At 64.5% G+C, this 24,731-nt stretch carries 20 protein-coding genes; 17 read left to right on the top strand and 3 right to left on the bottom strand.

The window, feature by feature from the left end:
• Positions 1–171 precede the first annotated feature (171 nt).
• A complete protein-coding gene (locus FRZ40_RS03740; RefSeq protein ID WP_147233408.1) occupies positions 172–1,626 on the bottom strand; it encodes an ATP-binding protein in 1,455 nt (484 codons plus the stop codon).
• Positions 1,623–2,282 carry a response regulator gene (locus FRZ40_RS03735; protein ID WP_028368284.1) on the bottom strand — a complete coding sequence of 220 codons (660 nt, stop codon included), beginning with the start codon at positions 2,280–2,282 and terminating at the stop codon, positions 1,623–1,625. Before FRZ40_RS03735 ends, FRZ40_RS03740 begins: the two co-directional genes overlap by 4 nt.
• Before the next feature lie 200 nt (positions 2,283–2,482).
• On the opposite strand from FRZ40_RS03735, the gene FRZ40_RS03730 reads away from it, so the two are divergent.
• The 8 genes from FRZ40_RS03730 (at position 2,483) to FRZ40_RS03695 (ending at position 10,034) form a co-directional block, all read left to right on the top strand.
• On the top strand, positions 2,483–3,022 hold the full coding sequence (locus FRZ40_RS03730) for a cytochrome b (protein WP_028368283.1): 540 nt from the start codon (positions 2,483–2,485) through the stop codon (positions 3,020–3,022).
• A gap of 201 nt (positions 3,023–3,223) precedes the next feature.
• On the top strand, positions 3,224–3,583 hold the full coding sequence (locus tag FRZ40_RS03725; protein ID WP_147233407.1) for a hypothetical protein: 360 nt from the start codon (positions 3,224–3,226) through the stop codon (positions 3,581–3,583).
• Between the two features lie 80 nt (positions 3,584–3,663).
• Positions 3,664–4,884 carry a bacteriohopanetetrol glucosamine biosynthesis glycosyltransferase HpnI gene (gene hpnI / locus FRZ40_RS03720; RefSeq protein WP_147233406.1) on the top strand — a complete coding sequence of 407 codons (1,221 nt, stop codon included), beginning with the start codon at positions 3,664–3,666 and terminating at the stop codon, positions 4,882–4,884.
• A 55-nt stretch (positions 4,885–4,939) separates the two neighbouring features.
• Entirely contained in the window at positions 4,940–6,364 is a 1,425-nt protein-coding gene (gene hpnJ / locus FRZ40_RS03715) for a hopanoid biosynthesis associated radical SAM protein HpnJ (protein WP_147233405.1), read from the top strand.
• Complete coding sequence (gene hpnK / locus FRZ40_RS03710; protein ID WP_147233404.1) at positions 6,361–7,212, top strand: hopanoid biosynthesis-associated protein HpnK; 852 nt, start codon at positions 6,361–6,363, stop codon at positions 7,210–7,212. Before hpnJ ends, hpnK begins: the two co-directional genes overlap by 4 nt.
• Before the next feature lie 35 nt (positions 7,213–7,247).
• Positions 7,248–8,303: a lysylphosphatidylglycerol synthase domain-containing protein gene (locus tag FRZ40_RS03705; protein ID WP_028368278.1), complete on the top strand. Its 1,056-nt coding sequence runs from the start codon at positions 7,248–7,250 to the stop codon at positions 8,301–8,303.
• A gap of 145 nt (positions 8,304–8,448) precedes the next feature.
• Complete coding sequence (locus FRZ40_RS03700; protein WP_147233403.1) at positions 8,449–9,000, top strand: Fur family transcriptional regulator; 552 nt, start codon at positions 8,449–8,451, stop codon at positions 8,998–9,000.
• A gap of 329 nt (positions 9,001–9,329) precedes the next feature.
• The gene (locus tag FRZ40_RS03695) at positions 9,330–10,034 is read left to right on the top strand and encodes a carbonic anhydrase (protein ID WP_147233402.1); all 705 of its coding nucleotides are present in this window, start codon (positions 9,330–9,332) and stop codon (positions 10,032–10,034) included.
• 53 nt (positions 10,035–10,087) lie between these two features.
• On the opposite strand, the gene FRZ40_RS03690 is transcribed toward FRZ40_RS03695, so the two are convergent.
• Complete coding sequence (locus tag FRZ40_RS03690; RefSeq protein ID WP_147233401.1) at positions 10,088–11,494, bottom strand: aminotransferase-like domain-containing protein; 1,407 nt, start codon at positions 11,492–11,494, stop codon at positions 10,088–10,090.
• 768 nt (positions 11,495–12,262) lie between these two features.
• On the opposite strand from FRZ40_RS03690, the gene FRZ40_RS44010 reads away from it, so the two are divergent.
• The 9 genes from FRZ40_RS44010 (at position 12,263) to FRZ40_RS03650 (ending at position 24,695) form a co-directional block, all read left to right on the top strand.
• Positions 12,263–12,409 carry a hypothetical protein gene (locus FRZ40_RS44010; protein WP_155995661.1) on the top strand — a complete coding sequence of 49 codons (147 nt, stop codon included), beginning with the start codon at positions 12,263–12,265 and terminating at the stop codon, positions 12,407–12,409.
• Between the two features lie 49 nt (positions 12,410–12,458).
• Positions 12,459–13,445, top strand: coding sequence for an iron-containing redox enzyme family protein (locus FRZ40_RS03685; protein WP_028368275.1), 987 nt, complete (start codon positions 12,459–12,461; stop codon positions 13,443–13,445).
• Positions 13,442–14,440: an iron-containing redox enzyme family protein gene (locus FRZ40_RS03680; RefSeq protein WP_231516194.1), complete on the top strand. Its 999-nt coding sequence runs from the start codon at positions 13,442–13,444 to the stop codon at positions 14,438–14,440. The genes FRZ40_RS03685 and FRZ40_RS03680 overlap by 4 nt, the downstream gene beginning before the upstream one ends.
• A gap of 86 nt (positions 14,441–14,526) precedes the next feature.
• On the top strand, positions 14,527–15,951 hold the full coding sequence (locus FRZ40_RS03675) for a hypothetical protein (RefSeq protein ID WP_240057078.1): 1,425 nt from the start codon (positions 14,527–14,529) through the stop codon (positions 15,949–15,951).
• Entirely contained in the window at positions 15,941–17,200 is a 1,260-nt protein-coding gene (locus FRZ40_RS03670; protein ID WP_240057075.1) for an aspartate aminotransferase family protein, read from the top strand. Before FRZ40_RS03675 ends, FRZ40_RS03670 begins: the two co-directional genes overlap by 11 nt.
• A complete protein-coding gene (gene rarD / locus FRZ40_RS03665; protein ID WP_028368271.1) occupies positions 17,197–18,288 on the top strand; it encodes an EamA family transporter RarD in 1,092 nt (363 codons plus the stop codon). Before FRZ40_RS03670 ends, rarD begins: the two co-directional genes overlap by 4 nt.
• A 560-nt stretch (positions 18,289–18,848) precedes the next feature.
• A complete protein-coding gene (locus FRZ40_RS03660; protein WP_147233398.1) occupies positions 18,849–21,182 on the top strand; it encodes a tellurite resistance TerB family protein in 2,334 nt (777 codons plus the stop codon).
• Positions 21,179–22,489 (top strand): ATP-binding protein, encoded by a 1,311-nt coding sequence (locus tag FRZ40_RS03655; protein ID WP_028368269.1) that lies wholly within the window; start codon positions 21,179–21,181, stop codon positions 22,487–22,489. The genes FRZ40_RS03660 and FRZ40_RS03655 overlap by 4 nt, the downstream gene beginning before the upstream one ends.
• Complete coding sequence (locus FRZ40_RS03650; protein ID WP_147233397.1) at positions 22,461–24,695, top strand: DEAD/DEAH box helicase; 2,235 nt, start codon at positions 22,461–22,463, stop codon at positions 24,693–24,695. The genes FRZ40_RS03655 and FRZ40_RS03650 overlap by 29 nt, the downstream gene beginning before the upstream one ends.
• The last annotated feature ends 36 nt before the right edge of the window (positions 24,696–24,731 follow it).

The following is a 24,731-nucleotide window of genomic DNA, read 5'->3' as shown; positions in this document are numbered from 1 at the left end:
CCGGCGCGCTTGTGCCGGACAGTGCGAATCTCGTGCCATCGATGTATTGCGCGGGAGCAGGGCGCTGCGACAGGCTTCGCCGCGTATCGACGTCGAAACGTGGACGACGCAACGTTGTCATGCGCCCGTCATAGTTGACACGAGTGTTGGACATGCGCCGACAGCGCGGCGTCAGGACGTCAGCGTCAGGACGTCGACGTCATCTCGCCCGCGCGCATCGGGCACGCGCGGAAACGCGATCTGCACGGCGAGGCCGCGCCGCCCGATGCCCGAGCCGATATGAATCTGCGCGTTGAAATGCGCGGCGATGCGCGCGACGATCGACAGCCCGAGTCCGCTGCCGTTGCCGCTTGCCGTTGCCGATGCGCCGCGGAAGAAGCGGTCGGTGAGGCGCAGGCGTTCTTCGTCGGAGACGCCGGGGCCGTTGTCCGACACTGTGATCGACACCGTTTGCGCGTCGGCCAGCACGCTGATGTGCACGCGTCCGCCGGCGTCGCCGTACTTGATCGCGTTGTCGAGCAGGTTGTCGATCAGCGTGCGCGCCAGCACGCGGTCGCCGTAGACCTCGGCACTGGCGTCGCCCGTGAGCGCGACGCTCATCGACTTTTCTTCGGCATACGGCGCGCGAAACGCGATCGCCTCGCCCGCAATGTCGTGCAGCCTGACGCGCGCGATCGTCACCGTGTCGCGTTCGTCGAGCCGCGCGAGCAGCAGCAACTGCTCGGCGAGATGCGCGCTGCGGTCGACGCCCTGAACCACGCGCCGCATCGCCAGCTGCTGCTGCGCGCCGTCGTGCGCGGCGAGCGCCACTTGCGCCTGGACCTTGATCGCGGCGAGCGGCGTCTTCAGTTCGTGCGCGGCGTCCGCCGTGAACGCGCGCTCGCGCAGGATCGACCGCTGCAGGCGTGCGAGCAGCTGGTTGATGGCATCGACGAGCGGCCGGACCTCGGCGGGCGACGGATTGACGTATATCGGTTCGAGATTGCGGCTGTCGCGCATGCGCACGGCCTTCGAGATCGCCGACAACGGCCTGAAGCTATGGCCGATGCTGAACCACACGAGCAGCGCGAGCACGGGCAACGCGAGCGCCATCGGCCGGGCGATCCGGCTGGCGACGCCCGCGGTCAGGTCGCTGCGCGTGTTGGCCGGCTCGAACACGCGCACGCTGCGGCCCGTCGCGCTGTCGTTCAACGCGTAAGCCCGCCACGGCTGGCCGTCGACCTTCAGCGTATGCACGCTTTCCGCTGTTTCGTCCGGACTGGCGGAGTGACGCATTGCCGCGATGCCGGCGCTGGCGACCACTACCTGACCCGCCGCGTCGCGCACTTCGAACAGCGCATAGCGGGGTTGCGCATCGGAGTCGTCGTCGACGGCGGGCGATGCACGCGTGTATTCGTTGCGCACGTCGATGCCCGTGGCGGCGAGCTTCGCCAGATTGGCGCCGTCGAGCTGGATCAGCAGATGCGCGAGCTGGATGAGGCGTGCGTCGTCCCATGCGTCGACTTCGCGCGTCGAATTGGCAAAACTCCACGCGAACATGACGGCCCACACGGCGCCCACGCTGACGAGGATCAATCCCATCAGCCGCCGGCGGATCGATGTCGACGTCGCGCGCGGCTGCGTCATGTCTTGTCCACGACGTAGCCGAACCCGCGCACCGTGCGGATCACATCGCCGCCGAGCTTCTTGCGCAGGTTCGAGACATGGACTTCGATCGCATTGCTCTCGACTTCTTCATGCCAGCCGTACAGGCTTTCCTCGATGCGCGCGCGCGGCTGCGGCACGCCGGCGTGCGTGAGCAGATGGATCAGCACGGCCCATTCGCGGGCGGTGAGGGGGACGCGCGCGCCGTCTTTCGACACCGTCTGCGCGACGGGATCGACGGTCAGGCCGCGCCATGCAATCAGTTCGGCGCTGCGGCCCTGCGAGCGGCGGATCAGCGCGCGGCAGCGCGAGATGAGTTCCGCGAGATCGAACGGCTTGCCGAGGTAGTCGTCGGCGCCCGCGTCGAGGCCGCGCACCTTGTCGGCGGCCGTGTCCTTCGCGGTGAGCACGAGCACGGGAATGTCGTTGCCGCGCAGCCGCAGCGACTTCAGCAGATCCATGCCGGAGAGTTTGGGCAAGCCGAGATCGAGGATCACGAGCAGATAGTGCGTGGTCGCGAGCGCCAGGTCCGCATGCTGGCCGTCGCGGGCCCAGTCGACGGTAAAGCCCGCGTTGCGCAGCGCGACTTCCAGTCCGCTGCCGATCAGGTCGTCGTCTTCAACGAGAAGAATGCGCATGATGTCGTTGTCCGACTGTTCGGGGCATGTCATATCGACTCGCAGTCTAGCGCGGATACGGTCCGTGTATATGCGCTTTCCGCCATTTGCGTGATGTTAAGCTTGTCTTCAGGTTCGCACCGTTAGCATCCCGCGTTCTGCGCGCACTTTTGTCTGCGTTTTGAATATTTTCGCGCTGCGTCATTCCAACGAGATCGATCATGAACCTCAATACCCTCGCACGACGTCCCGCCTACGACGGCTTTGCGCGCCTGCTGCACTGGCTGATTGCGCTGCTCATCGTCGCGCAGTTCGTAATCGGCTGGATCATGCCCGACGTGCATCGCGACACCTTGCCGAACGGATTGATCGCGTGGCATCTCGGCGTCGGCGCGGCGATCGTCGCAGCCGTGGCATGCCGGATCATGTGGCGCGCGACGCATGCGCCTCAACCCGCCGAGCTGTCGCGCGCGCTCACGCTGATGTCGCACCTCACGCATGCGCTGTTGTACCTGCTGCTCATTGCCGTCCCGCTGGCGGGCTGGGCGAACGCGTCGTCGCGCGGCTGGGCGGTGAAGCTGTTCGGCGTCGTTCGCTATCCTGACCTGACGCAGTCCGGCTCGCCGACGGGCCATGCACTCGGCGATGTGCACAGCGTGCTCGCGTGGGTGATGCTCGCGTTGATCGCGCTGCATGTGTGCGCCGCGCTGTTTCATCGTGTCGTGCTGAAAGATGACGTGTTGCAGCGGATGCTCCCGTAAGTCATCAGCAATGTAGTGCAAGCAAGATGAAAAACCCCTTGTTTTAGCGGCTTAATATTCTCTTCAGAATCGCCTCGCTACCATCGGTGCGTCGTATCCAGCGAATGTGGACACGTTGAAATCCGTCGCACCGTCACGCTGACTTCATCTTTGCGGAGTAGGCACACGGACGGCTGCGCACCATGTAAGGCTGGCCGGGTGATGAAGCAAACCACCGTTCAAATGATTCGCGCGCACATCGTGACGGCTTCCGTGGCCGCGACGACGATCGACGTATTCGTCGTCAGCCTGCTGTTCTTCTGCAAGTTTCCCGAGACGCTGTTCGAGACCACGTCATTCCGCGTGCTGACCTGCGTGCTGCTGGTGACGGCTGTTCTGGTTACGCGCCATGCGGCCCGCATCGCGTTTCGCGCGGCCGTGAAGCGCCGTCATGCGCATTTCATCGGACCGCGCCGCGACGCCGTGTGCGTATCCGCGTTCTGTCCGGCGCGAAGACTCGTCATTCTTCATCTGCATTTCACCGGCATGCCTTACGTTCCCGTCCATGCGACGGGTTGGTGACAGCCGCCGCTGAGGTATACGTGGCTGCGGCGTCGACGTGACGCACAGCTTTCAGGTTTTCAGCCGGAGCAATCGAAAACATGCAGGACGCGCTGCTGCACATCTACTGGCTGCCGATGGCGCTGGCGTTCGGCGCCGCGCTCTATGCCGTCGTGGCCGTGGTCGCGACGTGCATCTCGACGACGCGTGTCGCCGCGCGCGAGCGCCGCTCCGCGCCGACGCCCGTCAGCGTGCTCAAGCCGCTGTGCGGCGCCGAACCGCGGCTTTTTGAAAACCTCGCGACGTTCTGCGAGCAGACGCATCCGTGCTTCGAAGTGATCTGCGGCGTGTCGCGTACGGACGATCCCGCCATCGCGGTCGTTCATCGGTTGCAGGCCACCTATCCGCACTGCCGGATTTCGCTGGTGGTCGATCCGCGCATTCACGGCACCAACCTGAAGGTGAGCAACCTGATCAATCTGGCGCAATGGGCGCGCCATGACGTATTCGTGCTCGCCGACAGCGACATCGCTGTCGAGCGCGACTATCTGGAACGCGTATGCGCGCCGCTCGCCGATCCGTGCGCGGGCATCGTCACCTGTCTGTATCGGGCGAAAGGCATTGCGGGTTTCTGGTCGCGCGTGGGCGCACAGTTCATCAACGAGTGGTTCGTGCCGTCGGTACGCATTGCGCATGCGTTCGGCTCGACGCGCTTCGGCTTCGGCGCCACGCTCGCGCTGCGGCGCGCGACGCTCGAACGTCTGGGCGGCTTCGAACGGCTGAGCAACACGCTCGCCGACGACTTCTGGCTCGCCGAACACGTGCGCGAACTGGACCTGACGACGGTGCTGTCGCCCGTGGTCGTCGAGACGGACGTGACGGAAAGCACGCTCGCCGCGCTGTGGGATCGCGAGACGCGCTGGCTGCGCACGATCCGCTCGGTGAACCGCGCGGGCTTCGCGTTCCTGTTCGTGACGATCACGCTGCCGTGGATCGTCTGCGGCGCGTGGCTCGCTTTCGCGCTGCACGGCGCGCCCGTGCATGCCGCCGTGCCCGTCGCGCTGGTCGCGGCGGCCGTGACGGGCGTCGGCGCGCGTGTCATCCTGCATGCCATGATGAGCGGGGAGCGCGGCATGTTCCGGCGCGATCTCGCGCTGATGCCCGTACGCGATGCATTGCTGTTTGCACAATGGATGGCGGGGTCGTTCGGCTCGACGGTGGTGTGGCGCGGCGTGCGCATGCCCGTCGAGGACACGGACGGCCCGGCGGCGGTTTTCCGGCACGAACCGGTCAAGGCATTCGAAGTATCCGACGGCCGCTGAGCGCAACGATGTCATCGCGTGCACTCGGCTCACTCAAAACTCGTGGAAAACGAAGATGAAGAAGACGTTATTTTTGCAGGCGCCGTCGTACGACGGTTTCGACGGCGGCGCGGGGTCGCGCTATCAGGCCAAGCGCGAAATCCGTTCGTTCTGGTATCCGACGTGGCTCGCGCAGCCCGCCGCGCTCGTGCCGGGGAGCCGGGTGCTCGATGCGCCCGCCGACGGCCTGTCCGTCGAAGCGTCGCTTGCCATCGCGCAGGAATATGAACTGGTCGTGATTCACACGAGCACGCCGTCGTTTCCGACGGACGCGCTGTTCGCGGAGCAATTGAAGGCGCGCGCGCCGAAGGTGCTGGTCGGCATGGTCGGCGCGAAGGTCGCCGTCGATCCGCATAACTCGCTGACCGCGAGCGAGGCGATCGATTTCGTGTGCCGCGAAGAATTCGACTTCACGTGCAAGGAAATCGCCGAAGGGCTGCCGTTCGCGCAGATCCAGGGCTTGAGCTATCGCGCGGCGGACGGTTCGATCGAACATAACGAAGCGCGCCCGATCCTCGAGAACATGGACGAGCTGCCGTTCGTTGCGCCCGTCTACAAACGCGATCTGAAGATCGACAACTATTTCATCGGCTATCTGAAGCATCCGTATGTGTCGATCTATACGGGACGCGGCTGCCGTTCGCGCTGCACGTTCTGCCTGTGGCCGCAGACGGTGGGCGGGCATCGCTATCGCACGCGCTCGGTCGAGAACGTGCTCGAAGAAGTGAAGTGGATTCGCGACAACATGCCCGAAGTGAAGGAGATCATGTTCGACGACGACACCTTCACCGACTTCAAGCCGCGCGTGGAAGAGATCGCGCGCGGTCTCGGCAGGCTCGGCGTCACGTGGTCGTGCAACGCGAAGGCGAACGTGCCGTACACGACGCTCAAGATCATGAAGGAAAACGGCCTGCGCCTGCTGCTGGTCGGCTATGAATCGGGCGACGACCAGATCCTGCTCAACATCAAGAAGGGCTTGCGCACGGATATCGCGCGGCGCTTTTCCGAAGACTGCCGCAAGCTCGGCATCAAGATTCACGGCACCTTCATTCTCGGTCTGCCGGGCGAAACCAAAGAGACGATCGCGAAGACCATCGAGTACGCGAAGGACATCAATCCGCACACCATTCAGGTGTCGCTCGCGGCGCCCTATCCGGGCACGACGCTCTACAAGCAGGCAGTCGACAACGGCTGGCTCGAAGAGAACAAGGTGATCAACCTCGTCAGCAAGGAAGGTGTGCAGCTCGCGGCAATCGGCTATCCGCATCTGTCGCGCGAAGAGATCTATCATCATCTCGAACAGTTCTACCGGCAGTTCTATTTCCGGCCGTCGAAGATCTGGGAAATCGTGCGCGAAATGCTGGTGAGCTGGGAGATGATGAAGCGCCGTCTGCGCGAAGGCGTCGAATTTTTCCGCTTCCTGCGGGCCCACGAGGCATGACGCAACGTGCGACGCACACGCCGCGACGCGCATTGATCGTGACGGCCGACGACTTCGGCCTGCACACACGCATCAACGAAGCTGTCGAGCGCGCGCATCTGCATGGCATCCTGACCTCGGCGAGCCTGATGGTGTCCGCGCCGGCCTCGGCGGATGCCGTGCATCGCGCGCGGCAGTATCCGAGCCTGCGTGTCGGTCTGCATATCGTGCTCGCCGACGGCGTGCCCATGCTGGCTAGCCACCTCGTTCCCGCGCTCGTCGACCGGCACGGACGGCTCGGCGACCGGATGGTGCGCGACGGCTTCCGCTTTTTCCTGCTGCCCGAAGTGCGCCGCCAGCTGAAGGCGGAGATCCGCGCACAGTTTCAGGCGTTCGCGCGCACGGGGCTCACGCTCGATCACGTGAACACGCACAAGCACTTTCATCTGCATCCGACCGTGCTCGCGCTGATCATCGAAGTGGGCAGCGAATACGGCCTGAACGCGATGCGTCTGCCCTATGAACACGGCGCGCCGGCGTGGATCCGACCCTGGATGGCCCGGGTGCGCAAGCAGCTGGATAATGCGGGAATCGCGCACAACGACTATGTGATCGGCATGTCGCAGACGGGAAATATGGACGAAGCGGCGCTGCTGGCCGCGCTCGCGCGCCTGCCGCAGGGCGTGGGCGAGATTTACTGCCATCCCGCCGTGGCCGGGGAGGGGCCCGTCACGCCCACGATGCAGAACTACCGGCATACGGACGAGTTCGACGCGCTGATGTCCGAGCGCGTCGCCTCGGCGCTGGCGGCGAGCGGCGCGATCACGGGCGGTTTCGCGGATGTGTTCGCGCAACGCGCATACATGTGACGCATATAGGTGATAACGGCAGCGGCCTTGAAACGATGATGAAGTGGCTCAAATGGCTGGGCTTGCCTGCCGGCATCGCGGTGCTGATCGCGCTCGCGCTGCATGGCGGCATGAGCGACGTGCTGCACGCGATCGGCGCGGCGGGCTTCGCGCTGCTGTGGCTCGTGCCGCTGCACGCGCTGCCGCTGCTGCTCGATGCGCAGGCGTGGTGGCTGCTGCTCGGCAGGCGCGCGTCGCTGGCGTATCTGTGGTGGGTCGCGACGGTGCGCGAGGCGGTGAGCCGTCTGCTGCCCGTCGCGAGCATCGGCGGCGAGTTCGTCGGCGTGCGGCTCGCGCGCTGGAAGGTCGACGAGACGAGCGCGGTCGGTGCGTCGGTGATCGTCGAGGTGCTGGTGACGATGGCCGTCCAGTATGTGTTCGCCGCGCTTGGGCTCGTGATGATCGTCGCGCAGACCGGGCACGACGATCTGCTCTTTACGATCGGCGCCGCGTTGCTGCTGTCGTTGCCGTTGCCCGTCGTCGTGTTCGTGCTGCTGCGGCGCGGCGGGCTCTTTCACGCCATCGAACGCTGGTCTGCGCGTCTGCCGATGAGCGCGCACTGGGGCGTCGAGCGCATCGGCGGCGCGCAGCTCGATGCCGCGATCGATACGCTGCTGTGCGAGCCTTTTCTTCTGCTGCGTGCGTTTGTCTGGCAGTTTGCCGGTTATCTGATCGGCGCGTCGGAGGTGTATCTGGCGCTGTGGATGCTCGGGCATCCCGTGTCGGTCGGCGGCGCGATCGCCGTCGAGGCGCTGACGCAGGCGGCGCGGCACGGCGCGTTCTTCGTGCCGTCGGGGCTGGGCGTGCAGGAGGCCGTCGTCGTGCTGCTCGCGCGGCTGTTCGGCGTCGACGAGCAGACGGCGCTGTCGCTGGCGCTCGTCAAGCGGATGCGCGAAGTCGTGTTCGGCTGTCTCGCGCTCGCATCGTGGCAAGCCGCCGAGATCGTGCGCAACCGGCGCGGCGCGTGGCGGCGGGACGCCACGCTGAGACCCGCCGGGCAACGGGTCGTCCGACACCCTGGAGACGCTGGCGAGCGTCGTCGCTCTCGCTGATTTTTCATGCGTAGCGCGTGTTGGCGTGCCGGTTTATCGAATGCGAATCGCAAGCAACCAGGTTCCGGAAATGTGCGGGCCGATGTCATAGGCTGAAAACGAATTCCAGCGATTCGACCGCACAATTCGATCCTGAACGGCACGCATGCCGCCGCGCTCACAGTCACCGATTTCCGCGCTCGATGCGCTCAAGCGCGCCGGCCTGCTCGGCACGGCCGCGCAGCTCGCCGTGCTCGGCTATCTCCAGCGCACGGAGCACGGCCATTTCAGCGCGGAGGAAATTCATCGGCGGATCGCCGCGGGCGGCGAGCGGATGAACCTCTCCACCACGTACCGTGTGCTCAGTCAACTGGTCGACTCGGGCTTTGTCGCCAACGTGCCGCTCGGCAAGCATCACAGCCTCTACGAACTGAATACGGGCAAGGTGCACGATCACCTGGCGTGTGTCGTGTGCGGCCGTGTCGAAGAGTTCTCCGATCCGACGATCAACCGCCGGCGCGCTGCCATCGCGAAAAAATTCGGCAAGCGCTTTGTCGGCACGACGCTGGCGTTGCAGGGCGTGTGCGCGGAATGCACGGCGCGCGCCCATCCGCCGAGGCCGCCCATCCGCCGGGGCCGCGTGCGAAGTGAGCCTGCCTGTGCCCGCTTGCGCCTCCTTGTGCGTGCTGGAAAGGAATGTTTCCACGCGGTGGGTTAATCGCCGGCGCGCGAACCGCTAAAGTAACTCTCGTGCGCGGTGGTTCCCTTCGCGCGCGAGAGAGCTTCCCCCGGTCGCCGCACCCGGCGCCCGGGGTTTTTTTCGATTGCTCCGTTTTTTTGACGCGCGTAACGTAAGCCTGCCTCTTGAGAACAGGCGAGCTTTTTATCAAGCCCCGCGCCGCTCCGATCACGTCCGGCCGGGGCTTCTTTTATGGCCTTCCTGATGGCGTTCGGCTGTTGGCGCATCGAGCGTGACTGACCGCTGACGCATTCCCGTCGTACACTCCCTCATCCATGATCCAGAATCGCTGCGAAAGGGACAGCTCCATGTCGGACGATATGCTCAACACCAGGCGGCTTCGCGACCCGGCGAAGTCGGACCTGCTGCATCTGCTGGACGGCGTCGAGCAGTTCAGCGGCGAGGTGTTTCCCGCCACTCAGGCGTTGTTCGAAAGTCTTGCCTCCGGTCAGGCGCCGCATACGCTCTTTATCACCTGCGCCGATTCACGCGTGTCGCCGGAAATGATTACGCAAACGCATCCGGGCGAGCTGTTCGTGTGCCGCAATATCGGTAACATCGTCCCGGCTTATGGCGAGATGCTGGGCGGCGTGTCGGCCGTCGTCGAGTATGCGGTGCTCGCGCTCAACGTGCGGCAGATCGTGATCTGCGGACACAGTGACTGTGGCGCGATGCGCGGCCTCGCCGGCACGGCGCCGATGACGGCGGAAGACATGCCGACCGTCAACGCGTGGCTGCGCAACGCCGAGACGGCGCGCAGCGTCGTGCAGGCGCGCAAGATCGACAGCGAGCATCTGGTGCAGGCGCTCGTCGAAGAGAATATCCGGCTGCAACTGATGCATCTGCGCACGCATCCGTCCGTCGCGGGACGGCTCGCGCAGAAACGGCTCGATGTGCAGGGCTGGGTGTACGACATCGGGCACGGACGCATCGCTGTGTTCAACGAGGACGACGACCGCTTCGAGAGCCTCGGCGAAGCGCGCGGAAGGCTTCAGCGGCAGCAGGGCGCTTGAGTTTTCGTGCGAGCCGCGCGGTCGTGCTCGCGCTCGCTCGTCTTGAGTTATCGCTAGTCGCCCATTGCCGCCGCGCGTCGCAGGAATCCCATCGCGCGCTCGTTGTCGAGATAGGCGGTATTGAAGCGCACCCACGGCGTCGGCTCGCCGTGCGGCCGGTAGTAGCTGCCCGGCTGCACCGTGATTCCGGCGCGCGCCGCCTCGGCGACGAACACGTCCGAGTTCGGCACGCCGGGCACGCGCGCCCACACGAGCGTGCCGCCGCACGGCTCGTCGAACACCTGCCAGCCGATGTCGGCAAGCAGTTCCACCGCTGTCGCAATGGCGCCGTTCACGCGCCGGCGCAACCGCTCCAGATGCTTGCGATACGTGCCGCGCTCGAGCAGCGCGGCGACGACGCGCTCGCTGAAGCGCGTGCCGCCCAGGCTCGTGAGCGCCTTCACTTCGACGAAATGCTTGATTAGCCCTGCCTCGGCGGCGATATAGCCGAGCCGCAGCGACGACGACAGGCTCTTCGAAAAGCCGCCGATATACACCACGCGCGCGAGCCGGTCGAGCGACGCGAGCCGCTGTGTCGGTATCGCCTGAAAATCCGCGTACACGTCGTCTTCGACGATCATGAAGTCGTGTTCCTGCGCCAGTTGCAGCAGCCGGAAGCCGACGTGCGGCGCGACGTTCGTGCCCGTCGGATTGTGGAAGACGGTGTTGATGAAAAAGAGTTTCGGCCGATGCTCTCTGAGCAATGCCTCGACGGCGTCGGCATCCGGCCCCGTCGACAGGCGCGGCACGCCGACCAGTTCGATGCCTTGCAGCTTGAGCAGCCCGAACAGGTTGAAATAGCCGGGATCCTCGACGAACACCGTGTCGCCCGGCTTGAGCAGCATCCGCACGACGAGGTCGAGCGCCTCGCTCGCGCTGTTCGTCACCATGATGTTCTGCGGCTCCGCGGCCACGCCGACGAACGCGAGGCGCTGTTCGATCTGCAGCCGCAACACCGGGTCGCCCTGCGGAATCGCGTAATCGATCAGGCTGCGCGCGTCCGTGCGCGACGCCTGACGGATCGCCTGCGCAATGCCTTCGACGTCGCGCCACGCTTCGGGGATAAAGCCGATCGACAGGTTCAGCACCTCGTCGGGGCGCTCGAACTGCCGCAGGATCTGATCGGACTCGGGCGTCGCGCGGATCGCGTCGAGCCCGCGGGTGACGCGCGGCGTCTTTTCGAACTGTTCGGCGACGTAATAGCCCGAGCCGTGCTTCGGCTGGAGGAGGCCGCGCGTGGCGAGCCGGTCGTAAGCCTCGATGACGGGAAAGCGGCTGATGTTGTGCTCGGCCGCGAACTTGCGGATAGACGGCAGACGCATGCCCACGCGCAGTTCGCGCGAGAGGATCAGCGCTTCGACCTGACCGACGATCTGTTCGGTCAGCGGGGTAGCCGTTGCGACGTCGAGGGTGATCTTCATTCGCCTCCCGTTCAAAGTGTTCGCGTAAGTTCGCCGAACACTTCGCGCAAATTGATCGAAAGTGTTCATTCCAGTTATCGCAGTTTACCGGAACAATAGGCCCAACGAGTTAGTTTGTTTGCATGATTTTTCGACGGAAAATCGTGTGAAATCAGTGGCTTGTTTAACATTCAAGTCATTCGCCGAACATTGCTGAAAACGAGCGAACACTTTAACCGTTTGTGCAAAAACGGAACTGTACCGACAGAATTTTCGAGGCCGTGCAAAAAAAGATACGGCCCAGCAGAACCTGAGAGAGCAGAACCTGAGAGAGCAGAAGCCAGGCGGAACCTGAGAGAAATAACGAACGGCGGCTATAGACGAGAATCCGACCCGACCGCCCAGACCAGATCGACCTTCAGGCGCGCTCCCCTTTGCGGGAGCGCCCGTTTTGTGCGTCGAAAGCGTCTGGCTGCGGCGTCAGTGCGACACTCGGGCACGCTGTCGGCAACAGCGCGCGCTGCCGCGACGGGCGGTTGCGGGCTGATAAACAACACATGCGTCTGACTGCACCGGAATGGACAGAGAAGCCACTACGGGTGCCGGATCCACGACGGAGAACGGGGCTACATGATTAAGCCTGTTGCGCTCATCGTCCGCCGCCATTGGCGCGGCGATGCTGCCCGCCGCACGGCTCTGGGTTTCTGGCTCCGGGTGTGAAAGAACTGGCCACTTTGGTGGGCAGCTTGGTAAGCAGTGCAGAGTGAACGCTAACCCAAGGAGATTGAAATGACGACCCAAACGCAGGTTCAGCAAATGCAGCCGCAACAGCAATCGCAAGCCCAGTCGCAGACGGACCGACAGGACGACAGGAAGATCACGGTCGTGGTCAAGCCGCGCAAAGCCCGGCCCGTGCTCATTCCGGTTCACCTGTAATCGACCAGCCGGCACTGTTGCGTGCCGGCCACGAACGGAGGCTGTCGTGATGGACGACATTTTTGAACCACAAGCGTTTGTGCTGGCGGGAAAGTGTCTCAGCACGTCGCCTTCGCTCGTCATTGAAGACGACGAGAATCAATACGAATTTCCGGCGTCCGTCGACGGCGAAGACGCGGCGCCCCTCATCAGCGCACTGCGTTCGGGCGTCAAGGCGGAAGAAGTGCTGGCCCGCTACTCGCCGTACGAACAGAAAGTGTTCGACCGTTTGCAGGAACTGCAACTGGTGCGTGCCGTGAAGCCCGCGCTGGCCCGCAGCGGCCTCGACGTGCTGCTCGAACTCGAAGATCTCGCCAACGAACTCCTGTATCGCACGCTCTATACGAACGTGTTCTGGGAGAAGTGCGCGTCCGCGAGCACGCGCGACGACATTCCCCTCAACGTGATCCACGGAATGATCGTGGAGAACTACCATTTCCTGTTTCGCGAAAGCTACTTCGACGCGCCCGTGCTGTCATATGTCGCCAACACGGGCGTGCGGCTCGCGATGAACGAGTTCTACGCGGAAGAGTACGGTCACGACGAACTGCTGCTCAAGTCGCTGAACACGCTGGGCGTCACGCGCGAAGACCTGGCGCGCACGGTGCCGCTGCCGCACACCATGGCGCTGTGCAACGCGCTGGCGTTCTGGGCGCATAGCGATCCGCTGTTCTTCTTCTCGACGCTCGGCATTCTCGAAGGCAAGGACATCAAGCAGGACTCTTTCCTCGATGCCGCGTACCGGATCGGTGTCGATCCCGCGCTGCTCAAGCCCGTGAAAGCCCATTCCGACATCAACCTGAACGGCGGCCACGGCAGTCTTACGCGCAAGATTTTTTCGCGTATTCCCGCCATCGCCGATTCGGACGTGCGGCGTCTGCGCGCGCAGACGCATCTGTTCATCGAACTGTACGACCAGTTCTATACGGGCATCTGGGAACACTATTCGACGTCGCCGACGCTGTTGCGCCAGCTCGACGTCAGCGGAGAAGCATGATGCAAGTCACGACCGCCGCCGATCTTTTCGCCGCGCCGCGCTTTCGTCCCGGCGTGCAACTCACGGAAGAGGACAACGGCCTGACCGTCGACTATCGCGAGCAATCGTGCTCCGTCATTGCCGACAAGCAGGGCGCGCTCAAGGCGTTCGTCGAATCGCTCAGGCGCGGCGACACCTCCATCCCGGAACTGAAGCGCCGCCATACCGAACTTGCGCCGGAAATCGACGGGTTGATCGAGGAATTCGACCGCCTCGGTCTTCTGACGGAAAGTGCGTTTCCCGAACCGCAAGGCTGTCTGTCCGGCGAGGAGTTCTATCACCGGCTTAGAAAATTCGCGTCGGAAACGATCGCGGCGAAATCGAAATCGCGCCTGTACCAGGGGCTGTGCGACCGCACGCTGCCGAAGAGCGCGCTGATCGGCTATGCGCTCGAGTACTTCTATATCGTGCGTGAAGCGCCGGGGTTGATTGCGCCCGCGCTCGCGCATGCCGGGCCCGTCAAGGTGCAGAAGTCGCTGCAGGGTTTTCTCGCCTCCGAACTGAATCACGACGACATGCTGCGGCAGTCGCTGCACGCCGTCTCCATCCGCACCGACAATCTCGACGATCTGGTGCCGCTGCCCGCCACGTTCGCGCTGTGCGCATCGCTGGGCGTGTATGCGCGCCAGCATCCGTTGAGCTTCAAGTCGCTGCTGTTCCTGTTCGAGCAGCCGAGCGTGAGCTTTCATATCGAACTGGCGAACTATTGCCGCGAGACGGGCATCCCGGAAGGCTTCTGGCGTCCGATCGCCCGTCACGCGACGATCAACGACGAGTTCGATCACGAAGACATTTCGCTCAGCCTGCTTTCTGAAATCGAAGCCATCTCGCCGGAAGAGCAGATGACGGTCAAGAAGCACGTGATGCTCGCCATCGAAACGATGGTGCTTCAGGAGAACCAGATTCTCGATTTCTACGGCAGGCAACCCGTCGTCAAACCGCGCATCTTCGCGTGAGAACGGTCATGGAACGCTGGGATATCGATCGATACACACGGCCGGCGCTGGTGCCGTGCGAGCTGTCTTCTTTTGGAAATAAAGCGTTGACGATCGGTGCCGGCGACGACGCCGTCGATCTGTCGTTCGAAGGCGTCGCGCGCGACGAAGTGGCCGACGTCGTCGCGCAATTGATGCGGCCTTCGTCCGGTATCTGGTTGAAGCTCAACGAAGGCGAGTGTCCCGCATGGATTCGCGCGCTAACGGAGCAACTGGATGCGCTCTCGCTGATCGAAGAGACGGATTGCGGCATCGACAGCGTGACGTCCGAAACGGAACATGCAGGGGCGTTGTGCGCGCAAGTGGGGAGGCGGCTTGCCGTTGTCGTTGAAAAGCGGCTCGCGATGTACAGGGATGTGCTCGCCGCTGTCCAGCAGATGCTCGCGAATGAAGCGTTCGACCGCGAGCAGGCAACCACTGCGTTTCCGTTTTCGAACGAGCCTGACGGCCCGTTCACGAACAATTTCGCGCTGCAGGCGCTGCATTTCCAGTTCGCGTATGCGCGCCGGAACGCGCCGGAACTCTTGCTCGCATGGCGGCGTGTGCTCGACGAAGTGTTCCGGCATGTGGGCTGGCATCCGTCCACTGCCGCGAAAGACGCGTCACATGACAGCTTCCACAGCGTCGCATCACTCGATCCGACGGATCTGCAAACGTATCTGCTGTCGTTTGCGCATTTCGTCGAGATCGCGCCGCTGCGTGTCGGCAAACGCGTGACGTCGGCGCAAACGGGCGACTCAAGCGAACCGTGCAGCGGCCTCGCGCTCGCCGCGCGTGCCGAGCGTCTGCTGCTCAAGGCGCTCGACGATCTCGGCAGCAACGTCTATGCAGCGGCGGCGCTCGCAAGCGACGAGATCACGCCGCTCGTGAAAGGCCTGTACGTCGAGCAATATCACGTCACCGACCGCTTCGTCGAAATCCTCGGGCCGCTGTTGTCGCGTCGCCTCAAGCGCAATCTGCGCACGCGGCTCTTCCGGTACTTCCAGGAAGAGTACGGTCACGAAGCATTCGAACTCGCCACATGCGTCGCGCTCGGCATGCATGAAGCCGACGTACGCGCATCGGTGCCGCTGCCGCTCACGGCGCTTTATATCGACGCCTACACGGTGCTCGCGCATCGGCTGCCCACGGCATTCTTCACGTCGATCATGGTCACGGAAGGTTTGCGCGACCAGCACAGTCCCGTGCACGAGCATATCGCCGCGCTCGTCGAGCGTGCGGTGCACGCGGGCGATATCGTCGCGAAGCATGGTGAGACGAACGACGAACTGAATCATCCGAGCCTGTCGCGCCTGTTCCTCGCGGACATTCCGCATGTGACGGCGGCGGACCAGCGCTACAGCCTCGAAGCGGCGCTCTTCATGCTCGAAGTGAACATGCGGCAGCTGGAATCGGTCGCGTTCTTCTATGGCGACCAGACGCAAATCCGGTTTCATGGACTCCACGAAGGCAGGAGGCCGCTTGAAGTCTGAGACGGATTCTGAGGACGGAGCGCGCTTCGATTCCGTCAATCCGCACTGGGCGCGTTTTCTCGACGAAGCGGGCCTCGACATGACGGGCGCGCGCGGCGACGGCTGCTATATCGAAACAGCGGACGGCCGTGCGTTGCTCGACTGTCTAGCAGGATTCGGCACGGCGAACCTGGGGCACGCGCATGCGTCGCTGCTCGCACGTTTCGCCGATGCATTGCAGCGGACGTCGGTGAATGTCTTTCCGTTCGAGTGCGCCGACTCGCAGCGCCTGCTCGCCGACAAGCTGCTCGCGCTCTCCGGCTGGCGTTTCCAGAAAGTCTTCTTCGCGACCACGGGCGCCGAGGCCGTCGAAAGCGCCGTGAAATTCGCGATGACGAGCACAGGACGGCCGGACGTCATCACGTTTCGCGACGCGTTTCACGGCCTGTCGATGTTTTCGTCGTTCATGACGGGCAATCCGTTCTGGACGGAGGCGCTGCCGTGGAAGCCGGGCAACGTCCATCACGTCGACGCGCACAACTTCGCCGCCCTCGAAGACATGCTGGCGAGCCGCAAGGTCGCTGCTGTCGTGTTCGAGCCCGTCGCGGGCTCGTCGTCGGCGCAGCACTGGAACGTGGAAACGTCGGCGCGGCTCGCGGCGCTGTGCCGGGCGACGGGCACGAAGCTGATCGCCGACGAAGTCTATTGCGGGCTCGGACGCACGGGCAACTGGTTCGGAATCGACGCAATCGGCATGAGCGATACGTCGGCGGCGCCCGACATGGTCGTCGTGTCGAAAGGCCTGACGGGCGGGCTCGTGCCGCTGTCGGCCGTCCTGCTCAACGACGCCGACTTCGATGCCGTATTCGGCGCGCCCGGCAAGGCGAAAGTCCACGGCTCGACATTCGGCGGCAACCGGCTCGCGATGCACTGCGGGCTAATCGTGCTCGATCTCGTCGAGAGCGGACGGCTCGTCGACAACGCGGCGGCGATGGGCGCGCTGATCGAAGCGCGCCTCGCCACGCGTTTCAATGGGCGCGTGATCGTCCGGGGCAAGGGCCTTGCGCTCAGTCTCGAACTCGATGTGTGGTTCGCCGGTGAGCTGAACAAGAGCATGTCCGACGTGTGGCTTGATCTGATCGACGGTGGCGTGCTGGCGATGCCGAATTCCGCTGCGCCGGATTCGCTGCGCCTGTCGCCGCCGCTGATTTTTGGCGTGGATGAAGTGGAAGTTCTGATCGATCGACTCGACGAGGCGCTACAGCCATGAATGCAAACAATCAGAAGCAGAAGGAGGGCGCCGGCTACGCTGCGCTGCTCGTGGCGCTGTGCTGGTGGGGCTTGATGCCGTTGTACTACTGGCATCTGAAAGAAGTGAGCGCGCCGGAAATGCTTGCGCATCGCGTGTTCTGGTCGTTCGCGCTGCTGTCCGTGGTGATTGCGCTCAAGCCCGCGTTGCGGCAGCAAATGGGCGACTGGCGCTCGTTCGCGCTCGCGCTGTTGCCGGCCTTGCTGCTGTCGGCGAACTGGGTCGTGTATATCCTCGCGTCCGTGACGGGCAATGCGCTGCAGGCGAGTCTCGGCTACTTCCTGAACCCGCTCTTGTCCGCGGCGCTCGGCATCGTTTTTCTGAACGAGCGGCTGAATGGTCTGAAAGCGGCGGCGCTGGCGCTCGGCCTGGCGGGCACCTTCGTCCAGTGCTACGCACATGGCGGCGTGCCCGTGTTCGCCGTGATGCTGACGGTGACGTTCTCGCTGCTCGGACTCACGCGCAAAGTGTGGCCGACGCGCAATGCGATCGTCAGCACGTGGCGCGAAACCGTGGTGATGATGCCTTTTGCGCTCGGCTATTTCGGCTATCTGACGTCGCATCATGCGCTTGCTTTCACGTCGTACGGCATCGACGCATCGGTGCTGATGATGATGGCGGGTCCGCTGACGGTAGTGCCGCTCGCGCTCTACGCGTACGCGATGCCGCTGGTGTCGCTGACGGAATCGGCCGTGATGCAATACGTGACCCCGACGGTGACCTTCGTGCTCGCGCTGACGGTCTTCCGTGAGCGGCTGACGGCGATTGACCTGACGGGTTATGGCCTGATCTGGTGCGGCCTCGCGCTCGCGACCTACGCATCGGTCCGGCGCCGTCATCTGACGCTCGTCGTCGGACAGTCCGCGGCCGCGCAAGGGACGCAAGGCGTGCAAAGTGTGCAGGGCGTGCAAGGTGCGGGCGTCGCGGGACAGAACGTGTCCTTTCTGTCAGCCCACAAAAAGACGCCAGCTTCCGCTGGCGTAAATAGGTTCTGGCATTCCGAGGGCCGTCCAGAACCTGAGAGACGGTGCGAAAAATCTGACGCTTGAACGTCGAAGATAGATGCAGATTAAGCGCGCGATCAGCCAATGCTCGCGCGCTTAAGACATGCCGGTGAGTGTACCCTGAGTTCGCAAAATGAGCTTGCAAAATATGCGAATTAGTTGGGGTCGGATGGTGTGCTGACGCACAAAGGCGTTTGTAAGCAAAACCTTTCAGCAGAACCGTTTGCGACGCTCATTCTCAACTCCGCTCCGCGGCGTGCTAACAGCCGTTTCCGCGACGTCGGATCGATCCGGAAAAAGAACATATAATCAAAGGTCGCGACCGCGCCGGGCAATGGATTCCCGGCGATGCGGGCGGAGGAACAGGGCGCCACGGGCAACGCAGTCACGGGAGGGTGTGGCCGTCGTCATTGGCATGCCGGCGGGGCTTGCATTGCGGCTCGCGGGGCCATCTGATCGTTCCGTCGCTGGCGGTGCTCATGGCGCGAGCCGCCCGTCGCCGGCTTCCCCTCAAGCTTGCATCGGACGACACGTTGCGTGAAAGCCGTGCCGTGTCGCAGTTTTCATCCAGATCTCACAGGGCTCAAGAAGAGCCGCGCAATTTCATGACAAGTTCTTCCGGCTCATACGACGACGAGCCGTTGATATCGATGAGCATGGCGGGCGCTGCCGCCGACGCCTACCGCATCAGCCCCGCATCGGCTGACGCGCGGCCGGGCGCGGGTTCGTTCACGCGTTCGTCCGCGCGCTGGGTCGCGCCGGGCGAAAGCGTCGATATCCACGGCCTCGATGTGTCGGGAGGCTTCTTCTATACGGGCGACGTGCAGCGCTCGCATTCCGAATCGATCGAAGCCTGCGTGATCGACGCACGCTTCGATGTCGACCGCGACGGCGCGGACCCGTCGGCAGCACTGGGCAGCGTTGCGCTCAGCTACGGCGGGTTCACACCCGGGCAGCGCGGGACCTACCTCGAATGGCTGGCGTCCGACCGGAAGAAATCGGACATCAACACCGGTTATCTGTTCTTTTATCTGTACGGACTGGAGCGGCGAGTTCTCGTCGACGGCGCGGCGGGCAAGGTCGGCGGCGACGAGTTCAATGCGATCGCGAAGGAACTGCGGCGCCTGCTCAATCTCGACGCCAACTACGGCTGGCAGAAGCACGTGCGCGCGCTGATCGATGCGCTGTCGCTGATGGCGTCGCGGCATACGCGGATGTACCTGCAACCCGCGCCCGACGGACTCGCGACGGGTTATCAGGTGCCGCTGAACGTGCGCGTCGCGTTCGGCCAGGCGGCGCTCGACCAGCATCCGCTGCCCGCCGGCTGGGCGCTCGCGTGGGTCAAGCTCGATCCCATGATGGTGCGGCGCACGGCGGTGGCGCGGTGTCCGGAGGAATTCGACCGGGTGTTCATGCGGCAGTATCGCGACCGTTTCGGCGACGGCATGTTGCTGCCCGCGAACCGCACGAAGCTCGACGCGTCGCCGCAACCGTCGTTCCGCGCGCTGAAGAGCATGCCCGTGCCGGGTTTCCTGGTCGGTTTGCCCGACATCGCCGCCGTCAACGGCACGCGCAACAAGCTGCAGCTGCTGATGCACGAAAGCGCCGCGGCGCTCGACGCGTACAGCCGCTACCTTGGCCGCTATCCCGAGGCGCAGGGCACGCTCGAAGCGACGCTGACGCTGCCGCCCACGATGTGGCCGCAGGCGACGCACGACGCGATCGATGCGCTCGCCGCCGAAATCGCCGGCGAGACGGCTGTCAGCACGTTCGGTGCACTGCTGGCGCGCTTCAGGTCGGGCGGCAAGATGACGCGCGACAAGGCGGTCGTGTTCACGACGGCACTCGCGGAAGCGGGCATCGCCGTCGAACCCGACGTGCGCCTCGGCGCACGCACGCCGAAGCCGACGGACGCCGTCGCGCTGTTCGCGATCGAACCGGGTGCGAATCCGCTCGCCATCGACGACGCATACGACGTCGCGACGATCATCGTCGATCTGGCCGCGACCGTCGCGCGCGCCGACGGCGACGCGACGCAGCGGGAGACGGCCGTGATCGAATGGCAGATCGACGAGTGGCCGCATTTGTCGGACGAGCAGCGCAGGCGGCTGAAGGCGCGTAACCTCGTGCAGCTCGCGCAGCCTACGGCGAGCGCGGGCCTGAAGAAGAAGCTCGAACCGCTGTCGCATGACGTCAAGGCGACGATCGCGTCGTTCCTCGTCCATACGGCCAACGCCGATGGCGTGGTATCGCGCGACGAAGTGCGTCTGCTCGAAAAGGTGTACCGGATGCTCGGCATCGATCCGCAGCGCCTCTACACCGATCTGCATCAGCACGCGAGCGGCACGGCAGCCACGCCGGCGCACGCGGGCACGAAGGCGTCGAAGAAACATGCCGACGCGCCGAAGCCCGCCGCACCGAAGCACGAATTCGTGCTCGACGCGACGCGCATCGCTGCGCTCAAGGAAGAGACGGCGCGGGTGTCGTCGATGCTGGCCGATGTGTTCGTCGAGGAAGCGCATACGGCTCACGTCATCGCGCACGTGCATACGCTGCAAGCCGTCAAGGAACAGCACGTGCTTGCAGCACCCGCAACAGCGGCCGCGCATGATGAGGTGTCCGCACCTGCCGCGCAGCAAATGTCCGAACAAGCGTCCGGACAAGCGTCCGAGCAAACGTCCGGACAGGCGTCTGAACCGCACGAAGCGCCGCTGCTCGGCCTCGACGATGCGCACTCGTCGTTCCTGCGCCTGCTCGTCACGCGCGCCTCGTGGACGCGCGCCGAACTCGCCGACGCCGCGTCGCATCTCGAACTGATGCTGGACGGCGCGATCGAACAGGTGAACGAAGCGTCCCTCGACCGTTGGGACGAACCGCTCACGGACGGAGACGATCCCGTCGAAATCAATCAGGAAGTCGCACAAAGGTTGGCTGCATGACAACGATTCGCCCCAGAGACCGCGACGCGGTCCTGCAATCCCTGCGTGCCGGCGTCGTGCCGCGCATCGGGCAACATCTGATCCAGGTCGGACGCGCGCGCGAACTCGAAGCGCTGCTGAAGGACATCGAGCGCGTCGCGGATGCAGGCTCGGCATTTCGCATCGTCGTCGGCGAATATGGCGCGGGCAAGACGTTCTTCCTGAACCTCGTGCGCGCGATCGCGCTCGAGAAAAAGCTCGTCACCATCCACGCAGACCTGAATCCGGACCGGCGTCTGCACGCGTCGGGCGGCCAGGCGCGCTCGCTGTACGCGGAACTCGTCAAGAACATGGCGACGCGCACCAAGCCCGAAGGCGGCGCGCTCGCGGGCGTGGTCGAGAAGTTCATCGGCCAGGCGAAGACGGAAGCGAAGGCGACGGGCCGCAGCAGCGACGAAGTGATCCGCGCGCAGCTCTCGCAGCTGACGGAGATGGTCAACGGCTACGATTTCGCCGACGTGATCGCCGCGTATTGCAGGGGCTTCGAAGAAGACAACGAGAAACTCAAGAGCGACGCCGTGCGCTGGCTGCGCGGCGAATTCTCGACGCGCACCGACGCGCGCCAGGCGCTCGGCGTGCGCACCATCGTCGACGACGCGAACATGTACGACCAGCTGAAAGTGCTCGGCCGTTTTGTGCGGCTCGCGGGCTACAGCGGCCTGATGGTGTGCCTCGACGAAATGGTGAATCTGTACAAGCTCGCCAACCTGCAGTCGCGCAACGCGAACTACGAGCAGATCCTGCGCATCCTGAACGACTCGCTGCAAGGTACGGCGGAAGGGCTCGGCTTCGTGCTGGGCGGCACGCCCGAGTTTCTGCTCGATACGCGCCGCGGTCTCTACAGCTACGCGGCGCTGCAATCGCGCCTCGCGGAAAACGCCTTCGCGACCAACGGTCTCGTCGACTACAGCGGCCCGGTGATCCGCCTCGCGGCGCTCACGCCGGAAGACTTCTACGTGCTGCTCGACAAGCTGCGCCTCGTCTACGCATTCGGCGACGCCAGCAAGGCGCTCGTGCCCGAGGAAGCGATTCCCGCGTTCATGGCGCACTGCGCGACGCGCCTCGGCGAAGCGTATTTCCGCACCCCGCGCACGACGATCACCGCCTTCATCAATTTTCTAGCGGTGCTGGAGCAGAACCCGTCGGCGGACTGGCGCGCGCTGATCGGCAGCATGGAGATCGAGCGCGACACGGGCGGCGCGGCCGACATCGTCAACGACGCCGCTTCCGATAGCGACGATGAGCTTGCCAGCTTCCGGCTCAACTGATTCGAGCAGCTTCGACCTGCTCGACGAGCGCATTCGCCGCTGGATCTGGCGCGAAGGCTGGACCGAGTTGCGCGATGCGCAGGAGCGGGCGGTGCCTGCACTGATCGAGGCCGACCGCGACGTGATCATCGCGGCGGCGACGGCTGCGGGCAAAACGGAAGCGGCTTTTCTGCCCATTCTGTCGAACCTGCTGCGCGACGAGCCGTGCAGCGGTTCCGTGCTGTACATCAGTCCGCTGAAAGCGCTGATCAACGATCAATGGTCGCGTCTCGACAGTCTCTGCGAAGCGCTGGAGATTCCCGTCACGGGCTGGCATGGCGATGTGTCGTCGGGGCGCAAGCAGCGCTTCGTGAAGCAGCCGACGGGCGTGCTGCTGATCACGCCCGAATCGCTCGAAGCAATGTTCGTCACGCGCGGCACGTCGCTGGCTGCGACCTTCGGTGCGCTGCGTTACGTGGTCGTCGACGAGTTGCATGCGTTCATCGGCTCGGAGCGCGGCATGCAGCTGCAGTCGCTGATGCAGCGCATCGATCATGTGTGCGGGCGGCGCGTGCCGCGCGTCGGGCTGTCGGCGACGCTCGGCGACATGCGGCTCGCTGCCGAATTTTTGCGCCCGAAAGGCGCGCAGGACGTGCAGATCGTCGAGTCGGGCAATACCGGCCAGGAACTCAAGATCCTGATCAAAGGCTATGTCGAGAAACCGCCGCGCATCCAGTTCGAACCCGGTATCGAGAATCCCGGTCTCGAAGACGTCGTGCCCGCCAGCACGGTCGAGGTTGCGAATCATATGTACAAGGTGCTGCGCGGCTCGAACAATCTGATTTTTCCGAACAGCCGACGGCAGGTCGAACTGTACGCCGACCTGCTGCGCCGCGCGTGCGAGCGCGACGGCTATCCGAACGAGTTCTGGCCGCATCACGGCAGTCTGTCGAAGGAGCTGCGCGAGCAGACGGAGCAGGCGTTGAAGAAAGGCGACCGGCCCGCGAGCGCCGTCTGCACGACGACACTCGAACTCGGCATCGACATCGGTGCAGTGAAGAGCGTGGTGCAGGTGGGCGCGCCGCCGTCGGTGGCGAGCTTGCGGCAGCGGCTCGGGCGCTCGGGACGGCGCAAGGGCGAAGCGGCCATTCTGCGCTGCTATTGCGTCGAAGCCGAATTACATAGCGGCTCCGATCTGTCGGACCGGCTGCGCGAAAGCCTCGTGCAATCGGTGGCGATGGTGAATCTGCTGCTGCGCGGCTGGTTCGAGCCGCCGCGCGCGGGCGGCATGCATCCGTCCACGCTCGTGCAGCAGATTCTTTCGATCATCGCCGAGCGCGGCGGCGCGCGGGCCGGCGAACTGTGGGAGACGCTCGTCGCCGAAGGTCCGTTCGGCGCGATCGACAAGCCTGCCTTCGCGGCCATATTGCGCAGCCTCGGTTCGAAAGACCTGCTTGTGCAGGAGGCGGGCGGCTTGCTGCTGCATGGCACGGCGGGCGAGCGGCTCGTCAATCACTACGCGTTCTACGCATCGTTTTCGAGCGACGACGAATTCCGCATCGTTGCGGGCGCGAAGGTGCTCGGCTCGGTGCCCGTGTCGCGGCCGCTGGCACCAGGGCAGGGGCTCGTGTTCGGCGGTCAGCGCTGGCGCGTGCAGGAAGTCGACGCGCCCCGCAAGACCGTCCATGTGACGCCGGATCAGGGCGGCGTGCCGCCCGTGTTCGACGGCGGCGGCTCGCTCGTGCGCGACGAGGTGCGGCGCGAGATGTTCAACGTGCTGAAGGACGGCGCGCCCGTCGTATTCCTCGATTCGACGGGGCGCGAGCTGCTCGAAGAGGCGCGCCGCTATTTCGCGTCGAACGAACTGGCCACGCGTTCCGTGTTCACGCATGGCGGCAGCACGGTGCTCGCGACGTGGTCCGGCGACTGGATCAACGATGCCCTCGTCGTGCTGCTGCGCGCCGAAGGGTTCGATGCGTGGAACCAGGGGCCGACGGTGAGCGTGCGCATTCATGGCGCGGATTCGGTGAAGGACGCGCTGCAACGGATCGCCGCGCTGACGCCCACGCAGACCACGGATGCCTTGCGCGCGATCGGCAATATCGACAACGAGAAGTGGGACTCGACCTTGCCCGACGACGTGAAGCGCAGCGCGTACGCGTCGCTGCGGCTCGACATGCCGGGCGCGCAGGCGCTGGCGCGGCGGCTGGCTGCCGCGTGTGACTGATTCGCGCCGCTCAATATCCATCAGGGCGGGATCAAG

This window comes from Paraburkholderia azotifigens (assembly GCF_007995085.1).
Lineage (GTDB): Bacteria > Pseudomonadota > Gammaproteobacteria > Burkholderiales > Burkholderiaceae > Paraburkholderia > Paraburkholderia azotifigens.
The sequence above is the reverse complement of the archived record's forward strand: the minus strand, read 5'-3'. Positions and strand labels throughout refer to the sequence as shown.